The 14425-nt window shown below is 61.7% G+C and carries 14 protein-coding genes; 3 read left to right on the plus strand and 11 right to left on the minus strand.

What is annotated here, in order from left to right:
- Positions 1-106: 106 nt before the first annotated feature.
- From CI807_RS07890 to CI807_RS07900, 3 genes are all read right to left on the minus strand, one after another.
- Positions 107-2455, minus strand: a complete 2349-nt coding sequence (locus tag CI807_RS07890; RefSeq protein ID WP_028615315.1) for an FdhF/YdeP family oxidoreductase — start codon at positions 2453-2455, stop codon at positions 107-109.
- The gene (gene fdhD, locus CI807_RS07895; protein WP_095014282.1) at positions 2452-3291 is read right to left on the minus strand and encodes a formate dehydrogenase accessory sulfurtransferase FdhD; all 840 of its coding nucleotides are present in this window, start codon (positions 3289-3291) and stop codon (positions 2452-2454) included. Before fdhD ends, CI807_RS07890 begins: the two co-directional genes overlap by 4 nt.
- A 97-nt stretch (positions 3292-3388) precedes the next feature.
- Positions 3389-4276, minus strand: a complete 888-nt coding sequence (locus CI807_RS07900) for a LysR family transcriptional regulator (protein ID WP_095014283.1) — start codon at positions 4274-4276, stop codon at positions 3389-3391.
- A 132-nt stretch (positions 4277-4408) separates the two neighbouring features.
- On the opposite strand from CI807_RS07900, the gene lysM reads away from it, so the two are divergent.
- Positions 4409-4849, plus strand: coding sequence for a peptidoglycan-binding protein LysM (gene lysM / locus CI807_RS07905; RefSeq protein WP_016979062.1), 441 nt, complete (start codon positions 4409-4411; stop codon positions 4847-4849).
- A 116-nt stretch (positions 4850-4965) separates the two neighbouring features.
- On the opposite strand, the gene yrfG is transcribed toward lysM, so the two are convergent.
- Positions 4966-5628: a GMP/IMP nucleotidase gene (yrfG, locus tag CI807_RS07910; protein ID WP_095014284.1), complete on the minus strand. Its 663-nt coding sequence runs from the start codon at positions 5626-5628 to the stop codon at positions 4966-4968.
- Positions 5629-5715: 87 nt separating this feature from the next.
- On the opposite strand from yrfG, the gene nudE reads away from it, so the two are divergent.
- Together nudE and cysQ are read left to right on the plus strand one after the other, a co-directional pair.
- The gene (nudE, locus tag CI807_RS07915; RefSeq protein ID WP_016979064.1) at positions 5716-6282 is read left to right on the plus strand and encodes an ADP compounds hydrolase NudE; all 567 of its coding nucleotides are present in this window, start codon (positions 5716-5718) and stop codon (positions 6280-6282) included.
- Positions 6279-7115, plus strand: coding sequence for a 3'(2'),5'-bisphosphate nucleotidase CysQ (gene cysQ, locus CI807_RS07920; protein ID WP_016979065.1), 837 nt, complete (start codon positions 6279-6281; stop codon positions 7113-7115). Before nudE ends, cysQ begins: the two co-directional genes overlap by 4 nt.
- 124 nt (positions 7116-7239) lie before the next feature.
- On the opposite strand, the gene CI807_RS07930 is transcribed toward cysQ, so the two are convergent.
- From CI807_RS07930 to rfbB, 7 genes are read right to left on the minus strand one after another with little or no spacing between them, the layout of a single operon-like run.
- Positions 7240-7695, minus strand: a complete 456-nt coding sequence (locus CI807_RS07930) for a YiiD C-terminal domain-containing protein (protein WP_095014285.1) — start codon at positions 7693-7695, stop codon at positions 7240-7242.
- A gap of 26 nt (positions 7696-7721) precedes the next feature.
- Positions 7722-9098, minus strand: coding sequence for a sigma-54 dependent transcriptional regulator (locus tag CI807_RS07935; protein ID WP_033898710.1), 1377 nt, complete (start codon positions 9096-9098; stop codon positions 7722-7724).
- Positions 9095-10903: an ATP-binding protein gene (locus CI807_RS07940; RefSeq protein ID WP_095014286.1), complete on the minus strand. Its 1809-nt coding sequence runs from the start codon at positions 10901-10903 to the stop codon at positions 9095-9097. Before CI807_RS07940 ends, CI807_RS07935 begins: the two co-directional genes overlap by 4 nt.
- A gap of 36 nt (positions 10904-10939) precedes the next feature.
- Positions 10940-11809 carry a dTDP-4-dehydrorhamnose reductase gene (gene rfbD, locus CI807_RS07945; RefSeq protein WP_095014287.1) on the minus strand — a complete coding sequence of 290 codons (870 nt, stop codon included), beginning with the start codon at positions 11807-11809 and terminating at the stop codon, positions 10940-10942.
- The gene (gene rfbC / locus CI807_RS07950; protein WP_095014288.1) at positions 11806-12351 is read right to left on the minus strand and encodes a dTDP-4-dehydrorhamnose 3,5-epimerase; all 546 of its coding nucleotides are present in this window, start codon (positions 12349-12351) and stop codon (positions 11806-11808) included. The genes rfbD and rfbC overlap by 4 nt, the downstream gene beginning before the upstream one ends.
- Positions 12348-13223 (minus strand): glucose-1-phosphate thymidylyltransferase RfbA, encoded by an 876-nt coding sequence (gene rfbA, locus CI807_RS07955; protein WP_095014289.1) that lies wholly within the window; start codon positions 13221-13223, stop codon positions 12348-12350. The genes rfbC and rfbA overlap by 4 nt, the downstream gene beginning before the upstream one ends.
- On the minus strand, positions 13220-14302 hold the full coding sequence (gene rfbB / locus CI807_RS07960) for a dTDP-glucose 4,6-dehydratase (protein WP_095014290.1): 1083 nt from the start codon (positions 14300-14302) through the stop codon (positions 13220-13222). The genes rfbA and rfbB overlap by 4 nt, the downstream gene beginning before the upstream one ends.
- Positions 14303-14425: the final 123 nt, after the last annotated feature.

Genomic DNA, 14425 nt, shown 5'->3' on the forward strand with positions numbered 1-14425 from the left:
GCTAAGTTACTGTTTTGTATGGGGAACTTAAGTCGTTTTTGTGAGTCTTTAACTACTTCGGAACGGCCGCTTTTATGCAAAAGCGGCCTTTTTTGTGCCCGAAGATTTATGCAGAGCGCGCCATGATCAGCCCATTGTCACTCGCCGCTTCCAAGCGGATCGCCACGAACTTCGACGTCGGCGTATGGCTGCCATCCCCTGTGCTTTCCAGCGGCACCAGTGGGTTCACTTCCGGGTAGTAGGCCGCAGCCTGCCCGGCCGGAATATCAAACGCCAGGAGGGTAAAGCCCTTCACCCGGCGCTCGCGGCCGTCTTCCCACAGCGACACGATGTCGGCCTTCTGTCCCGGCTTGAAGCCCAGGCGGATGATGTCGGCTTCGTTGACGAACAGCACATCACGCTGGCCCTTGACCCCACGGTAGCGGTCGTCCAGGCCATAAATGGTGGTGTTGTACTGATCGTGGGAGCGCATCGATTGCATGATCAGGTCCGGAACCTTGCCCGTTGCGTGGGTGCGTTCGTGGATCAGATCCTTGGGCAAGATGTTCGGGCGGAAGTTGGCGCGCCCCGACGGGGTGTTCCAGCGGCGTGCACCGGCGGAGTTGCCCAGGTAGAAACCACCCGGATTCTTGATCTTCTCATTGAAGTCCTTGAAGCCCGGAATGGTATCGGCGATCAGGTCGCGGATGCGCCCGTAATCGGCCACCAGCCAATTCCAATCCACCGGCTTGCTGCCCAGGGTGGCGGCAGCGATACCCGCCAGAATCGCCGGCTCGGATTTCATCAGCTTCGACAGCGGCTGCAACTGGCCGTTCGAGCCGTGGACCATGCTGAACGAGTCTTCCACCGTCACCGCTTGCGGGCCGTCGGCCTGGATGTCGATGTCGGTACGGCCCAGGCACGGCAGGATCAGCGCGTCTTTGCCGTGCATCAGGTGGCTGCGGTTGAGCTTGGTGCTGATCTGCACGGTCAGGTCGCAATTGCGCAGTGCTTCGAAGGTACGCGGGCTGTCTGGCGTGGCTTGGGCGAAGTTGCCACCCAGGCCGATAAACACCTTGGAGCGGCCTTCAAGCATGGCGTGAATCGCTTCGACCACGTTGTGGCCGTTGACGCGCGGCACCTGGAACTGGAAGCGACGTTCCAGGGAGTCGAGGAACGCCACCGGCGGACGTTCATTGATGCCCATGGTGCGGTCGCCCTGCACGTTGCTATGGCCGCGCACTGGGCACAAGCCGGCACCTGGGCGGCCGATGTTGCCGCGCAGCAGCATCAGGTTGGCGATTTCCTGGATGGTCGGCACCGAATGGCGGTGCTGGGTGATGCCCATCGCCCAGCACATGATCACGTTCTTGCCTTTGGCGTACATGCGCGCCGCTTGCTCGATCTCCACCAGGGTGAGGCCAGACTGCTCGACGATTTCATCCCAGGAGGTGTCGTCGATCTTGCCCAGGTACTCCAGCACGTTGGCCGTGTGTTCGTTGAGGAAGTCGTGGTCGAACACGGCTTCTTTGCCTTCGGCCTGGGCCTGGCGTTCCCATAGCAGCAGGAACTTGGCCATGCCGCGCAGGATGGCCATGTCGCCACCCAATGCAGGGCGGAAGTAGGCAGTGTTGGTCGGTTTGTCACCGTTGGTGAGCATTTCCAGCGGATGTTGCGGATGCTGGAAGCGTTCCAGGCCGCGCTCTTTCAGCGGGTTGATGCACACAACCTGGGCGCCACGTTTGACCGCCTCGCGCAGCGGTTCGAGCATGCGCGGGTGGTTGGTGCCGGGGTTCTGGCCCCAGACGAAGATCGCATCGGCATGCTCAAAGTCATCAAAGGTCACGGTGCCTTTGCCGACGCCCACGCTTTGCGCCAGGGCAACGCCGCTGGCTTCGTGGCACATGTTGGAACAATCCGGGAAGTTGTTGGTGCCGTAGGCACGCACGAACAGTTGATACAGATACGCCGCCTCGTTGCTGGCGCGACCCGAGGTGTAGAACTCGGCCATGTCCGGGCTCGGCAGGGCATTCAGATGTTTACCGACCAGGTCGAAGGCCGCTTCCCAACTGATGGGCTGGTAGCGGTCGGTTTCGGCGTCATAGCGCATCGGCTCGGTCAGGCGGCCTTGGTATTCCAGCCAGTAGTCACTTTGCTCCAGCAGGGCAGTCACGCTGTGTTTGGCGAAGAACGCCGCGTCGACGCGGCGTTTGGTGGCTTCCCAGTTCACCGCCTTGGCGCCGTTTTCGCAGAACTTGACCATGCCGCTTTCCGGCGAATCACCCCAGGCGCAACCGGGGCAGTCGAAGCCGCCGTTCTGGTTGGTCTTGAGCATCATGCGCAGGTTCTTCAGCGCGTTGTCACTGGTCAACCAGGCCTGCGCCACGCTGATCAGTGCACCCCAGCCGCCGGCAGGGCCTTTGTAGGGCTTGTAGCGCGGGGTCGGGGTTTGGTCGGCTTGGTGGTGCTGGCTCATGGCTGGTTCTCCATCGCAGGGCTGTAGACCCGCGGCGCACTTTTCTGCGGCAGGTGGATGAGATTGAGGTTATGCCGGCGGGCCCATTGCAGGGCCAGGCCGGTGGGTGACGACAGGCTGACCAAGGTCTGGATGCCGGCGCGCAGGACTTTCTGGATCAACTCCAGGCTGCAACGGCTGGTAACAATCGCCAGGCCGCCTTCGGTCGGAATCTTTTGGCGGATCAAGGCGCCGATCAACTTATCCAGGGCGTTGTGCCGGCCGATGTCTTCGCGACCGAGTAGCAACTCGCCCTGGCCGTTCATGAACACGGCCGCATGCACGGCGCCGCTGTATTGGCCCAAAGGCTGAAAGGCGCTGATGCGCTGGCGCAGGCCATCCAGCCACTCGGCGGGTGGCAAGGGCGCGCCGGGCAATACCTGGAGGTCTGGGAGGGCCTGTTCAACGGCTTCCACGCCACACAAGCCACAGCCGCTGGTGCCGGCCAACTGGCGGCGCTGCTGCTTGAGGTTCCAGAAGGCGCGGCTGGAGATCTGCACCTGAGCAAATTGGGCTGAGCCCGAACCGCTGAGTTTCAGATCATAGATGTCGCTAACGTCGGCGATAATGCCGCTACCGATGCTGAAACCGACTATAAAGTCGTCCAAGTCCGTCGGCGTTACGAGCATCACCGCTTGGCTGATGTCGTTGTAGGCAATCGCCAACGCCACTTCTTCCGCCAAGGCTGTGCTGGCAGATTCCGTGTGTTCAAGATTGCAATACTGATAGCTCTGGCTGGCGGCGGGCGCTGGCGTTTCGAGAGCGGGCGCCGCGCAGACTGGGCGCTTGGCGTTCATGGGGCAGTACCACCGGCGGATTGATCAGTGTTTAGACTAGGCGCGACAAAGCGTCGCGTCTAATTGCCAGTACTGATCTACCGATAGATGACGTCGATCAAGATTCGTTTTGCGATTTCTGATACAGCGCGAAACACGCCTCGGCCAGTGCGGAGCGCGGGGCGCTGCGCCGCATGATCAGCCCCAGGCGCGCGAGGGTGTGGGCGTCTTCGATCGGCTGCAGCCGCAGGTGCTCGGTGAGTGCGTCCAGGCCGCCATCCAGCGGCATTACCGCGCAACACAATCCGCCGTGCACGGCTTGTAACAATTGATGGACGGCGTCGGTCTGCAGCAACGGTTGCGGGTTGAGCCCACGGCTGTGGAAGTTGTGGTCGATGGATTGGCGAAAGTGCATGCCGCTGGTGAGCATGCCTAGCGGCAGTTCGATCAGCGCCTCCCAGCTCAACGGCGTATCACCGAAGCTGAAGAAGCGCTGGTCGTAGAGCAGGCCCATGCGGGTTTCGCCCAAGGCCAGCGAATCGAAGCGCTCATTGTCCAGGCGTTCCAGGTAGGAGACGCCCAGGTCCAGCCGGTTACTCGCCAGTTGTTCAAGAATCTGCTCCGAACTGAGGGCCGACAGCTCGAAGCGCAGGCTTGGGTGTTCTTGGTGCAGTTGCTGCATTAATGCCAAAGGATCAAAGCTCGACAGCGGCACCACGCCCAGGCGCAACGTACCCACCAAGTTGCCGCGACAGGCCGCGGCCTCAGCCTGCAAGCCGTCATAGGCCGCCAGCACCGTGCGTGCCCAGGCCAACACGCGCTCGCCCGGTGCGGTAAAGCTTTCGAAGCGCTGGCCGCGATTGACCAACGGAAGGTCAAGCTCTTCTTCAAGGTTGCGCAAACGCATCGACAGGGTCGGTTGGGTGATGTGGCAACGCGCCGCCGCCTGGCCGAAGTGACGGGTTTCGTCGAGGGCGATGAGGAATTTCAGCTGTTTGATGTCCATCTTCGCTCCAGGGCTTATTCCAATGGCGGGGGGATTCTAGCGCGTTTGGGTCTTTGGTCGGGCTGGAACCCAAATCTGTAGGACTGGTCTAGTCTTGGGCATCTGGAAATCAAATCCCAAGGAGAGCGCACTATGAGTATTTTTAGCTTTGTAAAGGAAGCGGGCGAGAAGTTGATTGACCTGCTGACTCCGGGTAACGCCAACGCGAGTGAGGACCTGAAAAAACATATTGAGAAAGTCGGCCTGGGCAACCCAGACGTTCACGCCACTGTCGAGGGCGACAAGGTCACGCTTACCGGGACAGTTGCCAGTCAGGAAGAGAAAGAAAAAGTCCTTCTTGCGGCAGGCAATATCGCCGGTGTGGCCAGTGTTGATGACCAGATCACCGTATCCGGCCCGGCCGTGGCTGCTGCCCGTTTCGTCGTGGTGAAGAAGGGCGACACCCTGAGCGCGATCTCCCTGGCGGTGTATGGCAACGCCAACCAGTACAACAAAATCTTCGAGGCCAACAAGCCTCTGTTGTCGCATCCGGACAAGATTTACCCAGGGCAGACTCTGCGTATTCCTGAGTAACCCTCAACCCCTGTAGGAGCGAGCTTGCTCGCGAAGAACCTGAGAACGCCGCAGTTAACCGCAGTAGCTGCGTTATCGTTAACGATCTTCGCGGGCAAGCCCGCTCCTACAGAGGGTCACAAGCCCACAATCAAGTCCCGGTAATCCTCTACCGCCGCGAACTCCACCGTGTCTTTTGGCCCCTTCCGGCTGTCCGGTTCCTTCACCGCCAGCAAATGCCCCACGCCAAAGTCCCTGGCGCTACGAAGGATCGGCAGGGTGTCGTCGATAAACAGACTGCGGGCCGGGTCGAAGTGGATGTCGGCTTGCAGGGCGTCCCAGAACTGCGGGTTTTCCTTGGCGAAACCGTAGTCGTGGGAGCTGATCAACCGTTCGAAATACGGTGCCAGTTCAATGCGTTCCAACTTCAATGACAACGAATCACGATGCGCGTTGGTGATCAGGATCACACGCTTGCCGGCCTGTTTGATTGCCGCCAGGAAGGTGTCCGCATCCGGGCGCAGGGCGATCAGGTGCGCGGTTTCGAGCTTGAGCTCGCGTACCGGGATCTTCAGTTCGGCACTCCAGAAATCCAGGCAATACCATTGCAACTGTCCGGCGTTACGCTCGAACAGAGGCTGCAACTCCATCTCCGCCATGGCCCGGCTTACTCCGTGCAACTCGGCGTAGCGCTGGGGCAGGTGCTCCATCCAGAAGTGGTTGTCGAAATGCAGGTCGAGCAGGGTGCCGTCCATGTCCAGCAGGACAGTGTCGATGGCGTGCCAGGGCAAAGAGGGCATGGGGCGGTCTCATGTAAGTAAAAATATCCGACACAGACAATCGGAAAAGCCACGGTATAGTAACCCGATCACGCCAAGGAGCCGCTCATGCGCCAGAAACCCACCGTCCTCGCCCGCGAAATAGTCGCCAGTAGCCGTTTGTTCCGCGTGGAGGAAGTGCAACTGCGCTTTTCCAATGGCGTTGAACGGACCTACGAGCGCCTGGTGGGCCGCGGTGCCGGTTACGGTGCGGTGATGATCGTGGCGATGATCGACGCGGACCATGCGCTGCTGGTGGAAGAATACTGCGGCGGCACCGACGAATATGAATTGTCCTTGCCCAAAGGCTTGATCGAGCCCGGCGAAGACGTACTGGCCGCCGCCAACCGCGAGCTCAAGGAAGAGGCTGGCTATGGCGCGCGGCAGTTGGAACACCTCACCGAACTGTCGCTGTCGCCTGGCTACATGAGCCAGAAAATCCAGGTGGTATTGGCCACCGACCTCTATGAAGAACGCCTGGAAGGCGATGAACCTGAGCCGATGCGTGTGGACCGGGTCAACCTGCGTGAGCTGTCGATGCTCGCGCAAAACGAGCAATTCAGCGAAGGCCGCGCCCTGGCCGCGCTGTACCTGGTACGAGACCTGTTGACCCAGCGTGGAGCGTTTACCGCATGAGCGAACTGTTTTTAGGCCACCCGTTTATTGCCCCTGTGATCGAACTGGCTCGCCAGGCTGGTGAAGTGATTTTGCCGTTTTGGCGTGCCGACGTGGCCGTGACCTCCAAAGCCGACGATTCGCCCGTGACCGCAGCGGATCTGGCGGCTCACCATCTGATCCTGGCAGGCCTGACCGCGCTGGACCCCAGCATTCCGGTGCTGTCCGAGGAAGACGCCGACATCGACCAGAGCGTGCGCGCTGGCTGGCAGCGCTGGTGGCTGGTGGACCCATTGGACGGTACCAAGGAATTTATCGCCGGCAGTGAAGAGTTCACCGTGAACATTGCCCTGATCGAACAGGGCCGCGTGGTGTTCGGCGTAGTGTCGATGCCCACCAGCGGTCGTTGCTATTTCGGTGGCGCCGGCCTGGGCGCCTGGCGTTCGGATGTGAATGAGGCACCCAAGCAGATCCAGGTGCGCCAGGCACCGGCAGCGGGCGAGTCGTTTACCGTAGTGGCCAGTCGTCGGCATTCCAGCCCCGAGCAGGAGCGTCTGTTGGACGGATTGAGCGAAGGCTTGGGCGCGTTGAAGCTGGCGAATATCGGCAGCTCGTTGAAGTTCTGCCTCCTGGCCGAAGGCAGTGCCGATTGCTACCCGCGTCTGGCGCCGACGTCGCAGTGGGACACTGCCGCAGCCCAGGGCGTGCTGGAAGGGGCGGGGGGCGAGGTGTTGGAGTTGAGCGGTGAACCGTTCAGCTATCCGGCGCGGGCATCGTTGTTGAACCCGTTCTTCCTGGCGTTGCCGGCCAAAGCTGCATGGCGTGAGCGGCTGCTGACCCTGGCCCGTTCCTGACTTCTTCTGTAGGAGCGAGCTTGCTCGCGAAAAACCTGAGAGCGCCGCGATCAACCAGGATCGCTGCGTTATCGTTGACGATTTTCGCGAGCAAGCTCGCTCCTACAGGGCGGTCCCGCTGCTTTTAGCGGTGTAGGACGTACTGGCCTGTGAAGGCGACGGCGCGTTCTTCGCTACCTTCATTCACAATCCACGTCTCCAGCGTCAACCGCGCGCGGCCATAACGCTTGTAGGTCGCCAGAAACCGCTTCCACACCTTGTCCTCCGGCGCCGCGCACATCGCGGCCGCATCCCGCGTGACCGGCAGCGGATAACTGATCTGCCCTTCCTGAATCACGATATGCCCGTCTTCAATCCCTTCTTCACGCAACTGCAAGTGCAGCCAGCCCCATCCCGCCAGCACTGCGCCGCAGTACAGGCTGCCGCCGAACATGGTGCTCTTGTGGTTGATGTTGGCTTGCAAGGGCAAATGCAGTTCCAGCCGCCCCTGTTTCCAGTCGAGCACCTTAAGGCCCATTTCCCGGGTGAGGGGGATGTCGTGGTGAAGGATGGATTCCAGGTAACGGCTGTCGCGGCTCATGGGGGCCTCTTGGCGGGTGGGGGCTGTCATTCGTCGTCGCTGCTTTGGTTGGCGAAGTTCAGGCCATGCTTGCGCAGCTTGTCGTGCAGGGTCTTGCGCGGTACGCCCAGGGCTTCGGCGAGGCTGCGCATGGAGCTGTGGGGACGGGTCAGTTCGGCGGCGATCAGGCTTTTTTCGAACTGCTCGACCTGTTCGCTCAGACCTCCGGGCGTGGAGGTCAGGACACCGGCCGATGGATTGTCCGGCGTATTATCCAGCGCCAGCTCCAGGCCCAGCGCGAAACGTTCCGCAGCATTCTGTAGCTCACGCACATTGCCCGGCCAGCTATGGCGCAACAGCAGTGCGCGCTGGCCCGGTTGCAGTTCGTGCAGCGGCAAACCGTGACGGCTGCTGGCTTCATCGGCGAAGTGCTGGAACAGCATCAACGCGTCCTCACCGCGCTCGCGCAGTGGTGGAATGCGCAGCGGCGCGACGTTGAGGCGGTAATACAGGTCGGCACGGAAGCGGCCCTGGTCGGCGGACTGGCGCAGGTCTTCCTTGGTGGCGGCGATGATGCGGATATCCAGCGGGATCAGCTGATTGCCGCCCAGGCGCTCCACCACCCGCTCCTGCAACAGGCGCAACAGCTTGACCTGCACATCCAGGCTCATGCTTTCGATTTCATCCAGGAACAAGGTGCCGCCGTTGGCGAATTCGAACTTACCGATACGGCGTTTCTGCGCGCCGGTAAAGGCGCCGGGCTCGTGGCCAAACAGTTCGCTTTCCACCACGGACTCGGCCAAGGCGCCTGCGTTGATCGCCACAAATGGCCCGCTGCGGCGGCTCGACAGGTCATGCAGTGCGCGGGCGACCACTTCTTTGCCGGCGCCGGTTTCACCGAGGATCAGCACATCGGCCTTGGTCGCGGCCAGGGCGCCGATCTGCTCGCGCAGGCGCAGCATTTGCGGCGAGTGGCCGACCAGGCGCGTGCTCAGTTGCTGACGGTCGCTGAGGGCCAGGCGCAGGCTGCGGTTGTCCAGCACCAGGCGGCGCAGGGCCAGGGCGCGGCGCACGCTGTCGAGCAGGGCGTCGCTGGCGAACGGTTTTTCCAGGAAGTCATAGGCGCCGGCGCGCATGGCTTGCACTGCCAGTGGTACGTCGCCGTGGCCGGTGATCAGCAGCACCGGCAGGTCTGGGTCCTGGCCATGCAGTTCGGCGAGCAGTTCCAGGCCGTCCATGCCGGGCATGCGGATGTCGCTGACCACCACGCCCGGCCAGTCCCGCGACAGGCGCGCGGTAAGGCCGGTGGCTTCGCCCAGGGTCAGGACTTTCAGCCCGGCCAGGTCCAGGGTCTGGCACAGGGCCTGACGCAGGTGTGGATCGTCGTCGATCAACACCACCTGAATCTGGTTATCGATACTCATACACTGCGGTCCTCGGACGGTTGCAGACTGACGCCCGGCGCACCGGCACGCAATTTCAAGGTTAACAGCGCGCCGCCTTCCTTGTGGTTGGCGAACAGCAGTTCGCCGCCAAAGGCACGCATCAGGGTGTCACAGATCGCCAGCCCCAAGCCAAGGCCCTGGGTACGGGTCTTGGTGGTGTAGAACGGCTCGCTGGCGCGGCCCAGGGCTTCCATGCAAAAGCCCGGGCCGTTGTCGCGAATGTACAGGTTGACGCCCTGTTCGGTGGTTTCGGCACTCAGCCAGAGTTTACGCGGCGGGCCTTTTTCGGTGAGCGCGTCGAGGGCGTTGGCCAGCAGGTTGCCCAGCACCTGGCGCAGGCGGGTTTCACCGGCCTGGACCCACAGCGTCGCCTCGGGCAAGTCGCGGATCAGCTCCACCTCCATCGACCGCCGCCGCTTGGCCAGCAACGCCAGTGCATCGTCCAGCGCCGGTTGCAGGGCCACGCTCTCCGGCGCATGGCGATCGCGGCGGGCGAAGGCGCGCAGGTGGGCGATGATCGAGGCCATGCGCCCGGTCAACTCGCTGATCAGCTTCAGGTTGCCCCGCGCATCGGTGGTGCGCTCATGGTCGAGCAGGATTTCGGCGTTTTCCGCATAGCTGCGAATCGCCGCCAGGGGCTGGTTGAGTTCATGACTGATGCTCGCCGACATGGTGCCCAGCGCCGACAGTTTGCCCGCCTGCACCAGGTCATCCTGGGCGCGCACGAGCTCCTGCTGGGCGTGTTCGCGCTCCAGCACTTCCTGCTTCAGGCGCCGGTTGAGGCCTTCCAGATCACTGGTCCGCTCGACCACACGTGCCTCCAGCTCGCGACGGGCCTTGGCTTCGAACGCAATGCGTTCCAGGTAATGGCGGCGACGTTGCATCATCAGGCCGAGCAGCAACATCAACACCAACAACGTAGCGCCGCCCACGGCGACCACCGTACGCACCGGACGGTTGATCAGTGAACGCGGCGCGAGGATTTCCACGTTCCAGCCGGTCTCGGCAATGGCCGTGGATTGGCGCAGCCAGGCGGTGCTGCTCAGGCTCAGCGGCTGCGGGTCGCGAGTCGGGTAGGGCTGGATGGCGATGATGGCCTGGCGCTCTTCAGCGGTCAGTGGCCGGGTGGCGCGGAATCGCCATTGCGGGCGCGAGGTCAGGATCACCACGCCATTGTGGTCGGTGACCAGCAATTGCTCCGGCGTATTGCCCCAAAGGCTTTCGGTGTGGTCCAGGTCGACCTTGACCACCAGCACACCGATGATCGTATCGCCATCGCGCACGGCTGCGGCAAAGAAGTAACCACGTTTGGCCGAGGTGGTGCCCAACCCGAAAAACCGCCCCAGGCGCCCGTCCATGGCTTCGCTGAAATAAGGTCGAAACGAGAAGTTACGCCCGACGAAGCTGTCTTGCTTGTCCCAGTTGGACGCGGCCAGGGTCTTGCCGGTGGTGTCCATCAGGTACATCACCTCCACCCCGGCCTGGGCGGCGACGTCCTTGAGCAGCAGGTTGGCGTTGACCAGGTTGGTGCTGATTTGAGGCGCGTCCAGCGCGGTGCGCAAGGCCGGCAAGTCCCCGAGGATCTGCGGCAGCACCTCATAACGGTGCAGGGTCCCGAGCAAGTTGGCCACGTACAGGTCGAGGGTCTGGCGGTTCTGGCCGGCCAGTTCGCTGCGGTAATAACGCTCGGCCAGGTGCTCCAGCGGCCACAGCAGCGGCGCCAGGCACAACGCCAATAAGGCGAGGCTGCGCCAGCGGGGTCTACGCGGGAGAGTTGGAGTCATGGGAGTCGTGCGCCTGTGGGTACAGGCGCATTATGCCTAGTGCTGCTGTGCAAGACACTCGCGCAATGCGTCTTGCCAGTGTGGCTGGCTGACGTGCCATTGCTGCAGCAGGCGGCTGCAGTCCAGGCGCGAGTTCAGCGGGCGCTGGGCGGGTGTCGGATAAGCGCTGGAAGGGATGGGCTCCAGTTCGGCGCAGGCCTTGCCCTGTTCGCGCAGGTGCTCGCCAATGGCCTCGGCAAAACCGAACCATGAGGTTTGGCCTCCGGCGGTCAGGTGATAAATGCCCCATTCCCCCGGTTCGCCTGCTTGCCAGCGCTCGATCAACGCACGTGTGCTGTTGGCAATACTGCCGGCCCAGGTCGGCGCGCCGATCTGGTCGGCGACGATGCGCATCTGCGGCTTCTCTTGCAGCAGACGCTGCATGGTCAGCAGGAAGTTTTTGCCGTGGTTGGAGTAGACCCAACTGGTGCGCAGAATGAGGTATTGGCCGCCGACGGCCGCAATCGCGTGCTCGCCCGCCAGTTTGCTTTGGCCGTAGACGCCCAGTGGGTTCGGCGTGTCGGTTTCGGTGTAAGGCGCAGGTTTGCTGCCGTCGAACACGTAGTCGGTGGAATAGTGGATCAGCGGGATGCCCAGCGCCTTGGCTTCCCCAGCGAGAATGCCCGGGGCGATGGCGTTAATGGCAAACGCAGCGTCCGGTTCGCTCTCGGCCAGATCGACGGCGGTGTGGGCTGCTGCGTTGATGATCAAGCCTGGGCGATGGGCTCGCACTTGCTGGCGGATCTGGTCTGCGTCAGCCAGGTCAAGCTGGTCGCGGCCCAGGACGATGAGCTCGCCCAGGCCTTGGAGCTGCAGTTGCAGTTCGCGGGAGACTTGGCCATGTCGGCCGGTGATCAATATCTTCATGGGAACACGTCAGCTTCCAGCAAGGGTTTGCCTGCCTGGTCCTTGGCGGACAACTGTGGCGTCTCGCTCAGCTCCCAGTCGATGGCCAGTGTCGGGTCATTCCACAGGATGCTGCGTTCGGCGCTGGGCTGGTAGTAGTCAGTGGTTTTGTACAGGAATTCGGCGTGCTCGCTCAGTACCACGAAGCCATGGGCGAAGCCTTCCGGCACCCAGAGTTGGCGATGATTCTGGGCCGACAAGCGTACACCCACCCACTGGCCGAAATTCGGCGAGCTTCGGCGGATATCGACGGCTACGTCCAGCACTTCACCGGCGGTGACGCGCACCAATTTGCCCTGGGTGTGTTCGAGTTGGTAATGCAGGCCGCGCAGCACGCCTTTTTGCGAGCGCGAGTGGTTGTCCTGCACAAACTGGCGCTTGAGCCCGGTGGCCTCTTCAAAGCCGCGGGCGTTGAAGCTTTCGTAGAAAAAACCGCGCTCGTCACCGAACACTTTGGGTTCGATGATCAGTACGCCGGGCAGTGAGGTTTCAATGACGTTCACTGGTTGTCTCCAGCCAGTGAGTACAGGTATTGGCCGTAACCGGTCTTGCCGAAGTACTTGGCGCGTTCCAGCAGGTGGTCGCGGTCGATCCAGCCGTTGCTGTAGGCGATTTCTTCAAGGCATGCCACTTTCAGCCCTTGGCGGCGTTCGATAGTTTGCACGTATTGCGAGGCGTCCAACAAGCTGTCGTGGGTGCCGGTATCCAACCAGGCGAAGCCCCGGCCGAAGCGTTCCACTTGCAGGTCGCCCCGGTGCAAGTAGGCATTGTTGACGTCGGTGATCTCCAGCTCACCACGGGCGGAGGGCTTGACCGCCTTGGCGATGCTGATCACGTCGTTGTCATAGAAATACAGGCCTGTCACGGCATAGCTTGATTTAGGCACCGCCGGCTTTTCTTCAATGGACAGCGCGCGCCCTTCGCTGTCGAAGTCGATCACACCAAAGCGTTCCGGGTCTTTGACCCAGTAGCCAAACACCGTGGCGCCCTTGCCGCGCTCCACCGCTGCATGCAACTGCGCGCTGAAGCTCTGGCCGTGGAAGATATTATCGCCGAGGATCAGGCATACAGGGTCTTTGCCAATGAACGCCTCGCCAATCAGGAAGGCCTGCGCCAGGCCATCTGGCGTGGGCTGCTCGGCGTAGCTGAACGTTACGCCGAACTGGCTGCCGTCGCCCAGCAAGTTGCGGTATTGCGGCAGGTCCGCCGGAGTGGAAATCACCAGGATTTCCTTGATACCCGCCAACATCAGCACCGAAATCGGGTAATAGATCATCGGTTTGTCATACACCGGCAATAGTTGCTTGGACACGCCCAGGGTAATGGGGTGAAGACGGGTGCCGGAGCCGCCGGCCAATACGATTCCCTTCATCATGCGATCAGATCCCTCATGTCGGTATTGCCCAGTCGTTGGCCTTGATAACTACCGTCCTGGACCCTGCGGCACCACTCCAGGTTATCGAGGTACCACTGCACGGTCTTGCGCAGTCCGGTTTCAAAGGTTTCCTGCGGCGCCCAGCCCAGCTCTCGTTCTATCTTGCTGGCGTCGATTGCATAGCGCAGATCATGGCCGGGGCGGTCTTTGACGAACCTGATCAAGTCAGCGTATTTCTGCACACCCGCTGGGTGCTGTGGCGCCAGTTCTTCCAGCAAGGCGCAGATCTGTCGCACGACGTCGATGTTCTTTTGTTCGTTGTGCCCGCCGATGTTGTAGGTTTCGCCCACTACGCCGTCGGTCACCACCTTGAGCAATGCTCGGGCATGGTCTTCGACGAATAGCCAGTCGCGCACCTGCAAGCCATCACCATAGACTGGCAATGGCTTGCCCGCGAGGGCATTGAGAATGACCAGCGGGATAAGTTTTTCGGGGAAGTGGAACGGCCCGTAGTTGTTCGAACAGTTGGTCAGCAGTACCGGCAAGCCATAGGTGCGCTGCCAGGCGCGAACCAGGTGATCGGAAGCAGCTTTACTCGCGGAGTAGGGCGAGCTGGGGGCGTAGGGCGTGGTTTCGGTGAACAGGTCGTCCACACCATGCAGGTCGCCGTACACCTCATCCGTAGAAATATGGTGAAACCGGAAGGCCTTTTTTTCCGGACCGGCGAGGGTTTGCCAATAGCCCCGCGTGGCTTCCAACAGACTGTAGGTGCCGACGATATTGGTCTGGATAAAGTCCGACGGCCCATCAATCGAACGGTCGACATGGGACTCGGCGGCCAGGTGCATGACCGCCTGGGGCTCAAAGCGCGTCAGTACCGCGCTGACGGTGGCCTGGTCGTTGATATCGGCCTGGACGAATTCGTAACGGCTGTTGGACGCGATACGGGTCAATGATTCCAGGTTGCCGGCGTAGGTGAGTTTGTCCAGGTTGAGCACTTCGTGCTCGGTGTGCTGAATCAAGTGGCGTACCAAAGCAGAACCGATAAAACCGGCGCCACCGGTAATGAGAATGCGCATGTCGGGGGCCCTTTTCCTTAAACGGACGATTAGCGAGCATAGCCTGTGTTGGGGCGCCCGGCAGGTCGGCATGCCTCAGGGGTTGCCTAACCCCCCTGAACAATGGCGATATACACGCCTAAA

It is taken from the genome of Pseudomonas sp. NS1(2017), assembly GCF_002269425.1.
In the GTDB taxonomy this organism is placed as follows: domain Bacteria; phylum Pseudomonadota; class Gammaproteobacteria; order Pseudomonadales; family Pseudomonadaceae; genus Aquipseudomonas; species Aquipseudomonas reactans.